General features: G+C 64.6%; 15 protein-coding genes. 12 read left to right on the forward strand and 3 right to left on the reverse strand.

What is annotated here, in order from left to right; all coding sequences use genetic code 11:
• Positions 1–2 precede the first annotated feature (2 nt).
• The 5 genes from BN972_RS19985 to BN972_RS20005 are packed head-to-tail and all read left to right on the forward strand — an operon-like array spanning position 3 to position 4,787.
• A complete protein-coding gene (locus tag BN972_RS19985) occupies positions 3–599 on the forward strand; it encodes a TetR/AcrR family transcriptional regulator (RefSeq protein ID WP_036361647.1) in 597 nt (198 codons plus the stop codon).
• Between the two features lie 57 nt (positions 600–656).
• Positions 657–2,453 (forward strand): glycoside hydrolase family 15 protein, encoded by a 1,797-nt coding sequence (locus BN972_RS19990; protein WP_036361650.1) that lies wholly within the window; start codon positions 657–659, stop codon positions 2,451–2,453.
• Between the two features lie 37 nt (positions 2,454–2,490).
• The gene (locus BN972_RS19995; protein WP_036361660.1) at positions 2,491–2,991 is read left to right on the forward strand and encodes a hypothetical protein; all 501 of its coding nucleotides are present in this window, start codon (positions 2,491–2,493) and stop codon (positions 2,989–2,991) included.
• A gap of 10 nt (positions 2,992–3,001) precedes the next feature.
• Complete coding sequence (locus tag BN972_RS20000; RefSeq protein WP_036361662.1) at positions 3,002–4,492, forward strand: molybdopterin-dependent oxidoreductase; 1,491 nt, start codon at positions 3,002–3,004, stop codon at positions 4,490–4,492.
• Position 4,493: 1 nt separating this feature from the next.
• Positions 4,494–4,787, forward strand: a complete 294-nt coding sequence (locus BN972_RS20005) for a hypothetical protein (RefSeq protein ID WP_036361664.1) — start codon at positions 4,494–4,496, stop codon at positions 4,785–4,787.
• Here the strand turns inward: BN972_RS20005 and BN972_RS20010 are convergent.
• From BN972_RS20010 to BN972_RS20020, 3 genes are read right to left on the reverse strand one after another with little or no spacing between them, the layout of a single operon-like run.
• Positions 4,753–5,103 carry a hypothetical protein gene (locus BN972_RS20010; protein ID WP_051545683.1) on the reverse strand — a complete coding sequence of 117 codons (351 nt, stop codon included), beginning with the start codon at positions 5,101–5,103 and terminating at the stop codon, positions 4,753–4,755. The two genes, BN972_RS20005 and BN972_RS20010, sit on opposite strands and share 35 nt — an antisense overlap.
• 15 nt (positions 5,104–5,118) lie before the next feature.
• Entirely contained in the window at positions 5,119–6,189 is a 1,071-nt protein-coding gene (locus tag BN972_RS20015) for a YncE family protein (protein WP_051545684.1), read from the reverse strand.
• On the reverse strand, positions 6,186–6,671 hold the full coding sequence (locus BN972_RS20020) for a MarR family winged helix-turn-helix transcriptional regulator (protein ID WP_051545685.1): 486 nt from the start codon (positions 6,669–6,671) through the stop codon (positions 6,186–6,188). Before BN972_RS20020 ends, BN972_RS20015 begins: the two co-directional genes overlap by 4 nt.
• A gap of 139 nt (positions 6,672–6,810) precedes the next feature.
• Here BN972_RS20020 and BN972_RS20025 point away from each other — a divergent pair, with 139 nt between their 5' ends.
• The 7 genes from BN972_RS20025 to BN972_RS20055 all read left to right on the forward strand — a co-directional run bounded on the left by BN972_RS20025 (position 6,811) and on the right by BN972_RS20055 (position 14,058).
• Positions 6,811–7,821, forward strand: coding sequence for an SDR family oxidoreductase (locus BN972_RS20025; protein WP_036361671.1), 1,011 nt, complete (start codon positions 6,811–6,813; stop codon positions 7,819–7,821).
• On the forward strand, positions 7,818–8,315 hold the full coding sequence (locus BN972_RS20030; RefSeq protein ID WP_036361674.1) for a hypothetical protein: 498 nt from the start codon (positions 7,818–7,820) through the stop codon (positions 8,313–8,315). Before BN972_RS20025 ends, BN972_RS20030 begins: the two co-directional genes overlap by 4 nt.
• 33 nt (positions 8,316–8,348) lie before the next feature.
• Positions 8,349–10,142, forward strand: a complete 1,794-nt coding sequence (locus BN972_RS20035; protein WP_036363477.1) for a thiamine pyrophosphate-requiring protein — start codon at positions 8,349–8,351, stop codon at positions 10,140–10,142.
• A 2-nt stretch (positions 10,143–10,144) separates the two neighbouring features.
• On the forward strand, positions 10,145–10,594 hold the full coding sequence (locus BN972_RS20040) for a hypothetical protein (RefSeq protein ID WP_051545686.1): 450 nt from the start codon (positions 10,145–10,147) through the stop codon (positions 10,592–10,594).
• Positions 10,594–11,304 carry a gluconate 2-dehydrogenase subunit 3 family protein gene (locus BN972_RS20045; RefSeq protein ID WP_036361678.1) on the forward strand — a complete coding sequence of 237 codons (711 nt, stop codon included), beginning with the start codon at positions 10,594–10,596 and terminating at the stop codon, positions 11,302–11,304. Before BN972_RS20040 ends, BN972_RS20045 begins: the two co-directional genes overlap by 1 nt.
• A gap of 85 nt (positions 11,305–11,389) precedes the next feature.
• Positions 11,390–12,967 carry a GMC family oxidoreductase gene (locus BN972_RS20050; protein ID WP_235192561.1) on the forward strand — a complete coding sequence of 526 codons (1,578 nt, stop codon included), beginning with the start codon at positions 11,390–11,392 and terminating at the stop codon, positions 12,965–12,967.
• Positions 12,964–14,058, forward strand: coding sequence for an enolase C-terminal domain-like protein (locus BN972_RS20055; protein WP_036361682.1), 1,095 nt, complete (start codon positions 12,964–12,966; stop codon positions 14,056–14,058). Before BN972_RS20050 ends, BN972_RS20055 begins: the two co-directional genes overlap by 4 nt.
• Positions 14,059–14,063 lie beyond the last annotated feature (5 nt).

Consider the following 14,063-nt stretch of genomic DNA (forward strand, 5'->3'; position numbering starts at 1 on the left):
CCGTGAAAATTCGTGAGAGCAACCTCGTTGCCGATCTCGACAACACCATCCTGGACACCGCGCGGGCCGTCTTCGAGACGTACGGCGTGCGGCGCGCGAACATCGGCGACGTCGCCGCCCGCGCCGGTGTCAGCCGCAGCACGATCTACCGGCGCTTCCCCACCAAGGACGAACTCTTCGAAGCCGTTGTGCGCCGCGAAGCCGAACTGTTCTTCACCACGCTGGACCAGGCCACTACCGGCCGGAACCCCGCGGAAGCGGTCGTCGAGGCGTTCGCACTTGGCGTGCGACTGATCGAGGATTCGCCGCTGTACTCCCGCATCGCCGACAGCGAACCGGAGCTGTTCGGCATGTTCTCCCGCTCGCACGTCTTCCCGACCGGCCAGTTCGCCGACGGCATCGCGCACACCCTGCGCCGCTGTGGCGCCGACATGGACGACGCCGACCTGGCCAACATCGCCGACATCCTGCTGCGGGTCGCCGTCGGCATCATCTTCTTCCCAACCGACCGCCTCGATACGTCGGACCAGCAGGCCGTGCGGGACTACGCCGCGCGCTACCTGATCCCGATCATCAGCCGCCCCGGTGACATCCGGTAAGCGCCGCGGCGTGAATGGGTATGCCCACACCGACGCCGGTGTGGATCGAAGGTGCTTATGAACGACAAACCGTCCGCCGCCGAACGGCTCTCACCCCACGTGTTGCGCGAATACGCGGTGCTTGCCGACGGGGAGCGAGGAATCGTAGTGGGGCCACGCGGAGACTATTCGTGGCTGTGTCTGCCCCGGTGGGATAGTCCCGCCGTGTTCAGCTCACTGCTGGGCGGTCCGGGCGGTTACACCGTCTGTCCCGCTGAGCCACGATTTGTTTGGGGTGGCCACTACGAGGAGCGATCACTGATCTGGCGGTCGCGCTGGGTAACAACTGACGGAATCGTTGAGTGCCGGGAAGCGCTGGCGTTCCCGGGAGATCAGCACACGGCGGTGTTGTTGCGTCGCATTATCGCGGTCGATCGACCGGCACGCGTGTTTGTCGCACTTGACTTGCGTGCCAACTTCGGCGCCGAGCGCATCCGCGACCTTCGTCTCGACAGCGGGGTCTTCATGGGCCGCTCGGGACCGCACCGGTTCCGCTGGACCGGCGCCCCCGGCGCACGGGTGTGTTCAGACGGTTCGCTGGCGGCAACGATCGACGTCTCCCCAGGAAAGGACCACGATCTGGTCCTGGAAGTTTCCGATCAGGAGCTGACGTGGAAGCCGGCCCGTCCGCAGGACGCCTGGCGACAGACCGAAAACGCTTGGCGCGAAGCGGTTCCGACCGTCACGGGGACGCTGGCTGACGTCGATGCGCAGCTCGCCTACGCGGTGCTCCGCGGACTGACGAGCAGCAGCGGCGGAATGGTCGCGGCGGCCACCATGTCGCTACCCGAGCGAGCCCAACAGGGCCGCAACTACGACTACCGCTATTGCTGGATACGCGACCAGTGCTACGCAGGGCAGGCGGTGGCCGTGGCCGGCGCCTCCCCGCTGCTCGATAATGCGGTTCGCTTCGTCAGCGAGCGTGTCCTGACCGACGGCCCGGATCTCAAGCCGGCCTACTCGGTTGTCGGCGGCACGGTGCCGCACGAACAGACGCTCGACCTACCGGGATATCCCGGCGCTACGGTCAAGAGCGGGAACTGGGTAACCGAGCAGTTCCAGCTCGATGCGTGTGGTGAAGCGCTGCTGCTGTTGGCGTCGGCGGCGTGTCTCGATCGCCTCGATACCGGTCACTGGCAAGCAGTTCAGACCCTGGCGAGCACAATCAAGGGGCGATGGTCGGAGCCCGACGCTGGAATCTGGGAACTGGACAACCGACGTTGGGCGCATTCGCGATTGACATGCGCCGCCGGATTGCGTCGCATCAGCGAGGTGGCACCGCGCCGAGAAGGTGACGAATGGCGCCAATTGGCGGATGCGTTGGTCGCCGATACCGCCTCGGACTGCCTGCATATCGACCGCAGATGGCAACGAGCACCAAATGATTCGCGGGTAGACGCATCGTTGCTCATCCCGTCGATCAGGGGCGCGGTGCCCGCCGATGATCCGCGGACGGTCGCCACACTGGAAGCGGTGCGCGCCGATTTGGGCCGGCATGGCTTTGTCTATCGCTTCCAGCCCGACGAACGCCCGTTAGGCGAGGCAGAAGGGGCGTTTCTGCTGTGCGGTTTTCTGATGGCCCTGGCGGACTACCAGCAGGGCAACCTGATCCAGGCGGTGCGGTGGTTCGATCGAAACCGCACCGCCTGTGGGTCACCGGGTTTGTTCGCCGAAGAATTCGACGTCGTCCAGCGCCAGTTGCGCGGTAACCTGCCGCAGGCGTTCGTCCACGCGCTGCTGTTCGAGTCGGCACATCGCCTCGCCCGTGCCGACTCGACGACGGTGGGAGCGGGCACCGGAACGCCGTCAAAATAGCGCGTTTGTCGCAGCTTTCGCCGGGTACCTCACCCGGGTGGCCGGTTTCGTCGGACGACTATGGCTGAAGACCTGGCATGGCATTCTGTCGTCCAGATTTCTCACCCTGGACGGTTGGGTAGCCTTCAATCTGCCGCGCACCGTGACCGCGGTCGGGCAAGGACTTCTGGCCGGACTCGCGGGGGTTCACGTCTATCTGCTCAGCACCGAACCCGGATTGCCATGGTATTTCGTCGGCTACGCCGTTGCACTGGTCGCCGGCTGCCTGATCGCGGCGGTTGCCATGGTTGCGAACATGAATCCCTCGGTACCGCAGCGTGGTTGGTATGTAGGCAGCTTGATTTGCTGCGCTTTTCTCGGACTCTATGTGCTGAGCCGGCTGATCAGCCTGTCTGGCCTCGAGGCACTCACCGGACGCTGGGACGTCGCGCCTGTGACGCTGGCGATGGCCTTGGCCGTGGCCTTCCTAGCCGTGCACACCACCGTTCTGTCGGGGATCAACGCGGCGTACCCCCACCGGCAGAACTGGCAAGACTGAACGGAACAGCATGACAAGCTTGGACTACCCGGCATGGCTGCGAATCGAGCACTGGGTCAACGTGCTGTTCGTGACGTTGATCATTCGCAGCGGCATTGAAATCCTTGCCACCCACCCCAAACTGTATTGGCATGATGACAGCAAACCCGGCAGCGAGTGGGCGAGATTCACCCGCAAGGTGATGCCGCGGGACCGGTTGTACGACACCCTCGATGAGGAAGAGGACTATCACCCGGTCATCGCGCTTCCTGGTCGCGCACAGTTGGGCATGGGCCGCCATTGGCATTTCTTCTCGGTGATCGGCTGGATTCTGCTGGGGCTGTCCTACTACGTCCTGTTGTTCGTAACCGGCCAATGGCACCGCTACTGGCCCGCCTCGTGGTCGATCTTCCCCGAAGCATGGGACGACATCGTGACTTACCTGAGTTTCAACCTACCGCCGCTGCTGCCGGGAGAACCATTCGACGCGATCCAGAAGCTGACCTATGCGGCGGTGATCTTTTTGCTCGCCCCGTTCCAGATACTCACCGGCGCAGCGCAATCGCCGGCGATCGCGGCTCGGCTCCCTTGGTATATCCAACTTTGGGGCGGCCGCCAGTGGGCGCGCAGCCTGCATTTTCTTGGCCTGGTGGCCTTCCTCGTGTTCATTGCGATTCACCTGTCGATGGTTTTTTTCTGGGGATGGGGCCCCCTCACCGCCGCAATGATTTTCGGTTCGGTGCGCAACACCACGTTGGCCACCCTGCTGTCGCTGGCGATCATCGCGTTGATCATCGCCATTCACGCGGCGGCGACAATCTGGAGCCTTCGTAGGCCTCGGTCGGTACAGCGCGTACTCGGCTCGGTGGTCAACGCGGCCCGGCGCATTCTTCTTCGGCCGCTGGACTCTCGACAGAACTATCCGCCATCGAAGATTTCCCCATCCCACCGCGTCAATGGAAAGCCGCCTGCCAGCATCGAATACAAGGTGATGGCCGTGCACAATTTCATCGATTGGCGGTTGCGCGTCGGCGGTCTGGTGGAGAATCCGGTGACCTTGGATCTGGCCGCGCTGCGTGCGCTGAACGGACGGCAGACCCAGCGGGTGTTGCATCACTGTGTGCAAGGTTGGACGAGCATCGGCGAATGGAGCGGTGTTCCACTGGCACGGCTGGCGGAGCTGGTGCGACCACTCCCCCAAGCTCGATACGTCTGCTTTCTGACGATGCAGGACAACGATCGAGACGAGCCCGCCTCCCACGGCGGCGGACAGTTCTACGAAGTGATGGATCTCGAATTGGTCTACAAACCGCAGACTTTGCTGGCCTACGAAATGAACGGCCGGGCATTACCGATCCAGCACGGCGCACCGTTGCGATTGAGGGTCGAGACGCAAGTCGGTTTCAAGATGGCCAAATGGATCGATCAGATCGAATTCATCAACGATTACGCCGGCATCGGAAAGGGTGCCGGGGGCTGGCGCGAGGACAACGTCTTTTACGACAAGAATGTGGAGATCTGACATGGCCGACGACGCCCCGGTCTCACCCGAACTGATCGACCTGACTGACGCTTGCCGACAACGGGTTTCCGACCAGATCAACGCCAAAGGTGGTTACTGCGAAAGCTGCGCCGGTACCGAGTTCACTATCGGTCGTGCCCTTCCGCTGGGATTTCTTTTCCTCAACGAGGACCATGACGCCTACCTGGTGGCCCTGAGCTGCCGAACCCCAGGCTGTCCGAAGCCACGCACCGCGATCGCACTCCACCACGACGAGATCTTCACCCTCGCCGGACAAGGCGCCGCAGACTCGTAACCCAGCCCCGGTGGCCGGCGATTCGCGGTGCTGGCGAATCGAATTCGGGTTGCGTCAGTCCGAATCGTGCGATCAGTGCGGACAGCCCGCGAAGCTCAGCGCACAGCGATTCGAATCGACGCTGATCGTCCTCTGCGAGTAAGTTGAGCGAACTGTAGTGCACCAGCCGCGGAAGGCGCCCAGCCAGAGCGGTACCCCACCGGATGCTGAAGTCGTAGATCTCGCCGGCGCCCACCGATTCTCGTTGGCCCAGCCGCTCGAGCACGTTGATCTGTTCGCGGAGGAACTCGACGTCGCCGTCGATGTTCACCGGCATTCGACCCTCCTGCGCTCAAAGCCGCGGTTTGGCAACACTGACCACATAGGGTGTGCCCCGCAACGTGAGGTACACGCGATGCGGACCGACGGCCAGCCCCGACAACGGCGCGGACCGTGACGAACCGGGAAGACCAGCGCGATAATCCACGACACGGATTATCGGGATTTTCTTGCCCGGGTAACCGGTGAAGCTTGCCGTCTCAAGCACCACCAGTTGGCGATTGGTCGCGGCGTAGATACGGGTGTCGTCGGTACCGATCTCCCGCAGCGCCGCCGGCAACTCCGCGGTGCCCAACACTTCCAAACCCTTTCCCCCGCGGCGGGAATCGACGGCATACAACGTGTTGTCATCGCGGCCGGCGACATAGCTGCGCGCCACCTGTGTTCCGTCCCCCGCCGATACCGTGACATCCATGCCGATCACGCCGCGTAGTTCGGGCGGTGACGAGGAACCCTTGTAGTGACGAATTCCTGATGGACTATAGGCCTGGTATTCGATCGACCGGCCACGGTTGGTCCCGTCGATCGAGTGTGCCGGGGCACCGGCGATTGTGGCCGCAGGCAGTTTCCGGTACCCGTACTCCTCAACCGGCGTTACCGTCGTCCCGTCCGCGGAAAGCGCCAGCAGGATCCGCATGCCCGCGTCCTCGGCGAGGTAGGCGGGCGCGGGACCGGCATCGACGGAGCCGACCGGACGCAGGCTGGTCAGGTCCACTACCGCAACCACACCGGACTTTGGCTGCGGGACGTAAAGCTGGTTGTCATCTTTTCGACTGATTTGAATGTTGCGGCCGGCGGCCATCGGCGGCGAGAGCCGCATGCGGACATTGCCCGAGTTGGCGGGGTCGGCCAGTACGGCAACCCGCTGATCATCGGTCAGCGCAACCAGCGCGTGCTCACGGTATGACCAGACCGGGGCGTGCAGCGCCGACTCGACCCTCGTCACCATGACCTCTGGTTCGGTTTCCAGTGACTGCCCCGCCGAGGCACAAGCCCCGACAAGCAGGGTGCCCGCGGCGATCGCGCCCAGCCGACGCACCCTCCGGCGCGGTGTCTGCTGGCGGGCCGCCGCGGTTGCGGTCACGGCCCCAGTGCAACCATTCTCTGGCGAGCCGCGGTGAACGCACGGGCGCCATGAAGTAGCGCGGCGCGGTCGTCGTCGTCCATTTGTCCGACAACCGATTTCAGCGCATCTCTGCGGAGAATGAGCAATTCCGCGAGGATGGCGCGGCCGCTTGCGGTCAGTTCGAGCAACGTGGCGCGGCGGTTCGCCGGCGCCACCCGACGGGTGATCCAGCCTGCCTCGGCGAGCCGGTCGCTGAGCCTGCTCGCGGTCGACGGCAGCAGATTCAGGTCCTCACCCAGCTCAGTAACCAGACTCGGGCCCAGTCGCTCGAGCGACTGAAGCGCATGCAACGCACTAAGACTGATCTTCTTCTCCATTTGCTCCAACACCCCGACGTTGATTTCAAGGAATCCTCGGGTCGCCGATTCCAGCTCCGTGGCGAGGTCATCGAGACCATCCGTTGCGGCGTCGGGGCGGCTCCTGTTCCGCGTTGAGGCCATGCCGCTCCCTTCTGACAGCACAATACATCCTGTGCTCAAAACTTGCGACAAGAAAATCCTGTCAAATGCAAATTGTGCGTTATGCACGAAGTCGGCGTATGGTCGTTCGAGAGAGGCGAATTCGGCCGGAAGGGGGCGTATGACTTCGTCACGCACTGTCGTGATCACCGGAGCAAGTGCCGGGATCGGCCGGGCCACCGCTCGGCTGTTCGGGGCTCGAGGCGATAAAGTCGGCCTGCTCGCTCGTGGGTCTGCCGGCCTGGATGGTGCCGCCAAGGATGTCCAGAATGCCGGCGGGCAGGCACTGGCCATTCCGACCGACGTCGCTGACTACGACGCGGTCGAGGCTGCCGCCGGCGAGATCGAGCGCACATTCGGTCCCATCGAGGTCTGGGTCAATGTCGCGTTCGCCTCGGTATTCGCCCCGTTCCACGAGATCACCGCTGCGGAGTACCGCCGCGTCACCGAGGTCAGTTACCTCGGATTCGTCCACGGAACCATGGTCGCCATGGCGCGCATGCGGGAGCGTGACGTCGGCACGATCGTCCAGGTTGGCTCGGCCCTCGGGGCTCGGGCGATCCCGCTGCAATCCGCCTACTGCGGGGCCAAACACGCGATAAACGGGTTCACCGAGTCGGTACGCACCGAATTGTTGCACGAGCACAGCAACATTCGGATCACTGTGGTGCAGATGCCTGCCGTCAACACCCCGCAGTTCTCGTGGGTGCTGTCCCGGTTACCGCGCCACCCGCAACCGGTCCCGCCGATCTATCAACCCGAGATCGCGGCGCGCGCGGTGGTCTTCGCCGCAGATCATCCCCGGCGTAAACATTATTGGGTCGGAGCGAGCACCGTCGCCACCATCCTCGGACAGCGGGTGGCACCGGCGTTACTGGACCGGTATCTGGCGAAAACCGGCTACTCCTCGCAACAGACCGGGCAGTCTGTCAGCCCCGAGCGCCCCCACAACCTGTGGGAACCTCGCGACGGCGATGCCGGCCAGGACCATGGCGCCCATGGCGCGTTCGACGATCGAGCGCACCACCGTGCCCCGCAGGTTTGGATTGCCCAGCACGCGCGCACGCTGACCGGCGTAGGCGCGGCGACCGCTGCCGCGACCGCGGCCCTGGCCGTCCGACGCCGCCGATGAGCACGTCGGACTCGCCGTCCAGATTCATCGAGATATTTCGGATGATCTGGGGCGCAATGCTGTTGACCGCCCCGAGAGTTGTGTTGAGGTCGATTCACCGGGTCGAGGTCGACCAAAAGGCGGTGGTAATAGCCAGGATCCTGGGTGCGCGGCACCTGGCGCAGGCAAGCCTTTCGGGAATCCGCCCCAGCCCTGAAATCATCGCCGCCGGAATATGGGTCGACAGCGTCCATGCGCTAACTGCACTGGGTCTGGCTGCCCTGGACCGGCGCCGGGCCCGAGGCGCACTCACCGATGCGTTCGTCGCCGCGCTGTGGGCGTTGTCGGGTGCGCACGACCTGGCTTCCGGCAGGACGCCACCACCGCACCGGCAGCGACTTCGCGATCGCTTAGCCCAATTGATCCTCCCGCGGTTGCCCGGTGGCCGACCACTACTGGATCGCGCCCAGCGTGCCAACGGGCAATCGCGGGACATAGCCAGAGTTGTTGCCTAGCAACAACAAACAAAGACTACGAGGAGAGTGATCATGTCTGACACCGTTGGTGATGTGCTGTTGTCCCGGCTCCGGGACTGGGACGTCAAACAGGTCTTCGGTTTTCCCGGAGACGGGATCAACGGTCTACTCGCCGCCTGGCAGCGAGCCGGTGACAAGCCTCAGTTCGTGCAGGCCCGGCACGAGGAGATGGCCGCCTTCGAAGCCGTCGGTTTCGCGAAGTTCTCGGGCGGCTTCGGGGTCTGCGTGGCTACCAGCGGTCCCGGCGCGGTCCATCTGCTGAACGGACTGTACGACGCCAAGCTCGACCACGTGCCCGTGGTGGCCATCGTCGGGCAGACCGAGCGGTCCGCGATGGGTGGCTCCTACCAGCAAGAGATCGATCTGATCAGCCTGTTCAAAGACGTCTGTAGTGAATACGTCCAGATGTGCACCGTGCCAAAGCAATTGCCGAATTTGATCGATCGGGCTATCCGGATTGCCCTGAGCGAGGGTTGTCCGACCTGCATCATCGTCCCCTCCGACGTATTCGAGTTGAAATATGAACCACCCGAGCACGCTTTCAAGCAGGTCCCGTCCAGCCTCGGCCTCAGCCCTGCGCATGTGGTAGCCGACGACACCGCCGTCCGCGCGGCCGCCGACCTGCTCAACGCCGGCGAGAAGGTCGCGCTACTGGTCGGCCAAGGGGCACGGGGTTGCGTCGAAGAATTGACGCAGGTCGCCGACCTGTTGGGCGCCGGCGCGGCCAAGGCTTTACTGGGCAAGGACGTACTTCCCGACGACCTGCCGTGGGTGACGGGTTCGATCGGGTTGCTGGGTACCACCGCCAGCTGGCACCTCATGATGGAGTGCGACACGCTGCTGACCGTTGGGTCCAACTTCCCCTACACCCAGTTCTTGCCGAAACTCGACCAGGCTCGCGCGGTACAGATCGACCGTTCGGGTAAGTGGATCGGCATGCGCTACCCCTACGAGATCAATCTGGTCGGTGACGCGAAAAGAACTCTGCAGGCCCTGATTCCGCTGCTGGAACAGAAACCGGACCGCAGTTGGCGCGAGAAAATCGAGAAACACGTGGCCAAGTGGTGGAACACCGCTCAACGGCGAGCGATGACCGACGCCGACCCGATCAACCCCATGCGAATCTTCTACGAGCTGTCGACGCGGATGCCGTCCAACGCCATCGTCGCTGCCGATTCCGGGTCAGCGGCGAACTGGTATGCGCGGCATCTGAAGTTCACCGGCGGAGTCAGGGGATCGTTGTCCGGGACGTTGGCCACCATGGGTCCCGGGGTGCCGTACGTGATCGGTGCCAAGTGGGCGCACCCAGACCGTCCCGGTATTGCGTTGGTGGGCGACGGAGCCATGCAGATGAACGGTATGGCCGAGCTCATCACGATCGCCAGGTATTGGCGGCAGTGGGCTGACCCCCGATTGATCATCGCGGTATTGCACAACAACGACCTCAACCAGGTCACTTGGGAGATGCGCGCGATGGAGGATTCACCGAAATTCGAGGCTTCGCAGACGCTTCCGGACGTCGACTACGCCGCGTTTGCCCGCACGCTGGGCCTGCAGGCCGAAAACATCTGTGACGCCGACGCATTGGGTGGCGCATGGGAGCGCGCCCTGTCGGCGGACCGTCCGACCGTGCTGGACGTGCGGTGTGATCCCGACGTTCCCCCGATCCCGCCGCACGCCACCTTCGAGCAGGCCAGGTCCCTGGCCAAATCGGTACTCGGCGGCGACGAGGATGCAGCGGGTTTCATCAAGCAGGGAGTCAAGCAGAAGGTGCAGCAATATCTGCCCGGCGAGAAGAAGGGCTGACCATGAAGGTGATTGATGCTGCGTTGCAGGACATCCGGACGGGACGTTTCGAGCGGACACTCTCGGCGCTGACCGCGGCGGGCGCGGCGATAACCGCGGGCGAAATCTATCTCTCCCACGACGGAGCCAGCTTCGGCAACAAGATGATGTGGTGGCCGGTCGTCGTCCTGCCCACCGCGGTACCGGCCGGTGTGGCCGCCTTCTTCTCCCGTCGAGCGGCGAAAACCGTTCTACCGGCCGCCAGTGTGGCGATCGTCGTCAACGGCGTGCAGGGCACCTACTTGCACTGGCGGGGAATCGTCCAACGTCCCGGGGGCCTGACGAAATACAACATGGAGTCTGGCCCACCGGCATTCGCTCCGCTGCTGGCCTCACTGGTGGGGGCCATGGGCCTGCTAGCCGCGTTGCTGCGGCGGGAGGACCTCCCATTGCCCGGTGAAGGCAGCCGCTGATGCCCTTTCGCCCCCCGAATCAACACGCGATCACCCCCCAGGGCAGAGGTCGGTTTCCCGGCTTCGACGTGCTCGACCAGGCACACAAGTGGGACGACGTAACGGCGGGTGTGGTGTTGGCGCGTCTGGCGTTGCCGAACATGTTGTCGTTTTTCACCACGCACGAAGTCGGCATCGCCGCACCAATGCTCGACCTGCTGCTCGCCCAGGACGACGATCCAAGGGTGCCCGTCCTCGGGCTCATCGACACCCGCCTTGCGACGGCGGAGACCGACGGCTGGCACTACGACGACATGCCCGAAGACGGGCAGGCCTGGCGGGAGACACTGGCGGGGCTCGACGAGGACGCGCGCCGTAGGCACGGGAAAGGATATGCCGAGCTCGCCAGCAAGGACCAGGCCCGGCTCTTACAAGACGTCCAGGACCTGGCTGATGCGGGTGAATCTTGGCACGGCTGGACGGCGAATCACGTATGGAGCCTATGGACCCGGTATGCCACCACCGCGTTCTATTCGCATCCCTGGGCATGGAACGAGATCGGATTCAGCGGGCCGGCCTACCCGCGTGGTTATCTCAACCCCGGCATCAACACCCGGGAGAAGTGGGAGGTCGCCGATCACGACGATGTCGACCCGGTGCCGTTCGCCCAGCGGGTGGAGCGGGCCAGAAAGTGTGACGACGATCTGTCGGGCGGGAATAGCGGTGAGTGACTACCGCGCAATCCGCGCCCGCAACGAATCCGCCTGGCTCATTCCCAATGACGGATCGCGCACGAATCATCGCCTGCGCGCCGATATGCGGCGCTACTCCGAAGAGGACGAAGTGGACGTCGTGATCGTCGGAGCCGGCGCCGGCGGCGGCACTCTGGCGCAACGCCTGGCCCGAGCGGGATGGCGCACCGTGGTGCTGGACGCCGGACCGTTCTGGGATCCCGACACCGACTGGGTCAGCGACGAACGTGCGTCGCACGTGCTGTACTGGTCCGAACCGCGACAGATCGGCGGATCCGACCCGGTTCCGTTGGGCTCGAACAACTCTGGTCGCGGGGTCGGCGGCTCGATGGTGCACTTTGCCGGTTACGTCCCGCGGTTTCACCCGTCGGACTTTCATACGTACAGCGCCGACGGGGTCGGTGCCGACTGGCCGATCGGATACACCACGCTGCGCCCCTACTACGAGCAGATCGAAGCCGAACTTCCTGTTGCCGGGGAGGATTGGCCCTGGGGTGACCCGCACACCTATCCCCACCGGCCGCACCCGGTCGGTGGGAACGGACAGATCTTCCTGCGCGGCGCGGCCGCTCTGGGGATTCCCACGCGGGTGGGTCCGGTCGCTATTCCCAACGGCCGATTCGGTAACCGGCCGCACTGCATCTACCGCGGATTCTGCATACAGGGCTGCAAGGTCAACGCCAAGGCCAGCCCACTGATCACGCACATCCCCGATGCGCTGGCTCACGGTGCCGAGATCCGGCCCGACTGCCACGTGTCCCGGGTCCTCGTCGACGACCGCAGCGGTCGCGCCACCGGCGTCGAATACTTCCACGCCGGGGTCGTCCACCGGCAACGCGCCGCCGCGGTGGTGGTCGCCGGTTATTCGATCGAAACCCCCCGGTTGCTATTGCTTTCGGCCACCAACCGCTACCCGCACGGGCTGGGCAACGACCATGATCAACTCGGCCGCTACCTGATGGTGCAGGGTGCGCCCCAAGTCGCCGGACGCTTCGACGACGAGATTCGGATGTACAAAGCTCCGCCGCCGGAGGTTAGCACCGAAGCGTTCTACGAGACCGACCCGACCAAGCCCTATAAGCGTGGCTGGTCCGTCCAAAACATCAGCCCGCTGCCCATCACCTGGGCTGAACACGTAGCCGCACAGGGTCATTGGGGCACAACGCTACGCGAATACATGCGGGACTACGTGCACTGGGCCACCCTGGGCGCATTGTGCGAGCTACTCCCCCTAGCCCACAACCGGGTCACGCTGGCCGATGAAACCGACCGCCACGGACTCAAAGTGGCTCACTTCTCCTACTCCCAGTGCGACAACGACCGACAACTCATCGGCGCCGCCACCGACATCATGGAGGACATCCTGCGTGCGGCCGGTGCGCAAGAGGTGATCTCGATCGAGCGCTATGCCCACCTCGTCGGCGGAGCCAGGATGGCCGCCCGTCCACAAGACGGCGTGGTCGATGCGCAGCACCGAGTATTCGGTGTCGAGCGCCTCTACGTCGTCGACGGGAGCACGTTGCCCACCCAGGGCTCCGCCAACCCCGCGCTGACCATCATGGCGTTGGCCGCACGCGCCGCCGAACTCATGCATGAGCACGCGCGGACGCGAGCGGGGGTGCGTGAGGAGTCCCTCGCATGAGCCGTCCGGTGGACACCGTCGACACGGTCGACGTCGAGGTCTACACCGTCCCAACCCCCCGGCCCGAAGCCGATGGCACATTCCAGTGGGACGCCACCACGGCCGTCGTCGTGCAGGCGTGCGCCGGCGACACCACCGGACTGGGTTGGACATACAGTTCCCCGGCGGCGGCCGCCGTTGTCGCCGAGGAGCTTTCGGAAGTGGTGATCGGACGCGACCCCGATGACGTCGCCGGCGCCTGGGACGCGATGCGTCGCAGCTGCCGCAACTTCGGCACCCGCGGCCTGATCATGCAGGCCCTCAGCGCGGTCGACGTAGCTCTTTGGGACCTCAAGGCACGACTGCGCGACGAACCGCTGTCCACGCTGTTGGGTCAGAGCCGCGCGACGGTGCCGATCTACGGTTCCGGTGGTTTCACCACGCTGAACGAAGCGGAGCTTGGTGAGCAGGTGGCCGCCTGGCTTGCCGCGGGATGCACCGCGATGAAAATCAAGATCGGACAGGACTGGGGTGCCAACGGCCGGCGGGATCTCGAGCGGGTTCGCCAATTACGGGACCTCGCGGGTGACGGCGTGGCCTTGATGGTCGACGCCAACGGCGGCTACTCGGTGGGGCAGGCCCGCCGAGTCGGTGCCGCGCTCGACGAACTCGGCGTCGTCTGGTTCGAAGAACCGGTCAGCAGCGACGACCTGGACGGGCTCAGTGTCCTGCGGCGCACCCTGAATTGCGACATCGCCGCCGGCGAGTACGTGTCCGATCTGTACGAAGCCCGCCTGCTTACGCCGTCGGTGGATTGTTTGCAGCTGGACGCCACGCGATGCGGGGGATTCACCGGTTGGCTGGCCGCGGCAGCAATAGCCGCTTCGCGCAATCTGCAAGTGTCCGCCCACTGCGCGCCAGCACTGCACGCCTCGGTCGCAGCGGCCATCCCCAATCTTCGCCACGTCGAGTATTTCGTCGACCATGTCCGGCTGGAACCGCTCTTGTTCGACGGGGTGCCTGAGGCGGTGTCCGGGACCCTCATCCCGAACACCACCCGGCCCGGACACGGCCTGACGGTTGCGGCACATGCCGGCCGCTATCGCAGGTGATGGCT

This window comes from Mycobacterium asiaticum DSM 44297, assembly GCF_000613245.1.
GTDB lineage: Bacteria > Actinomycetota > Actinomycetes > Mycobacteriales > Mycobacteriaceae > Mycobacterium > Mycobacterium asiaticum.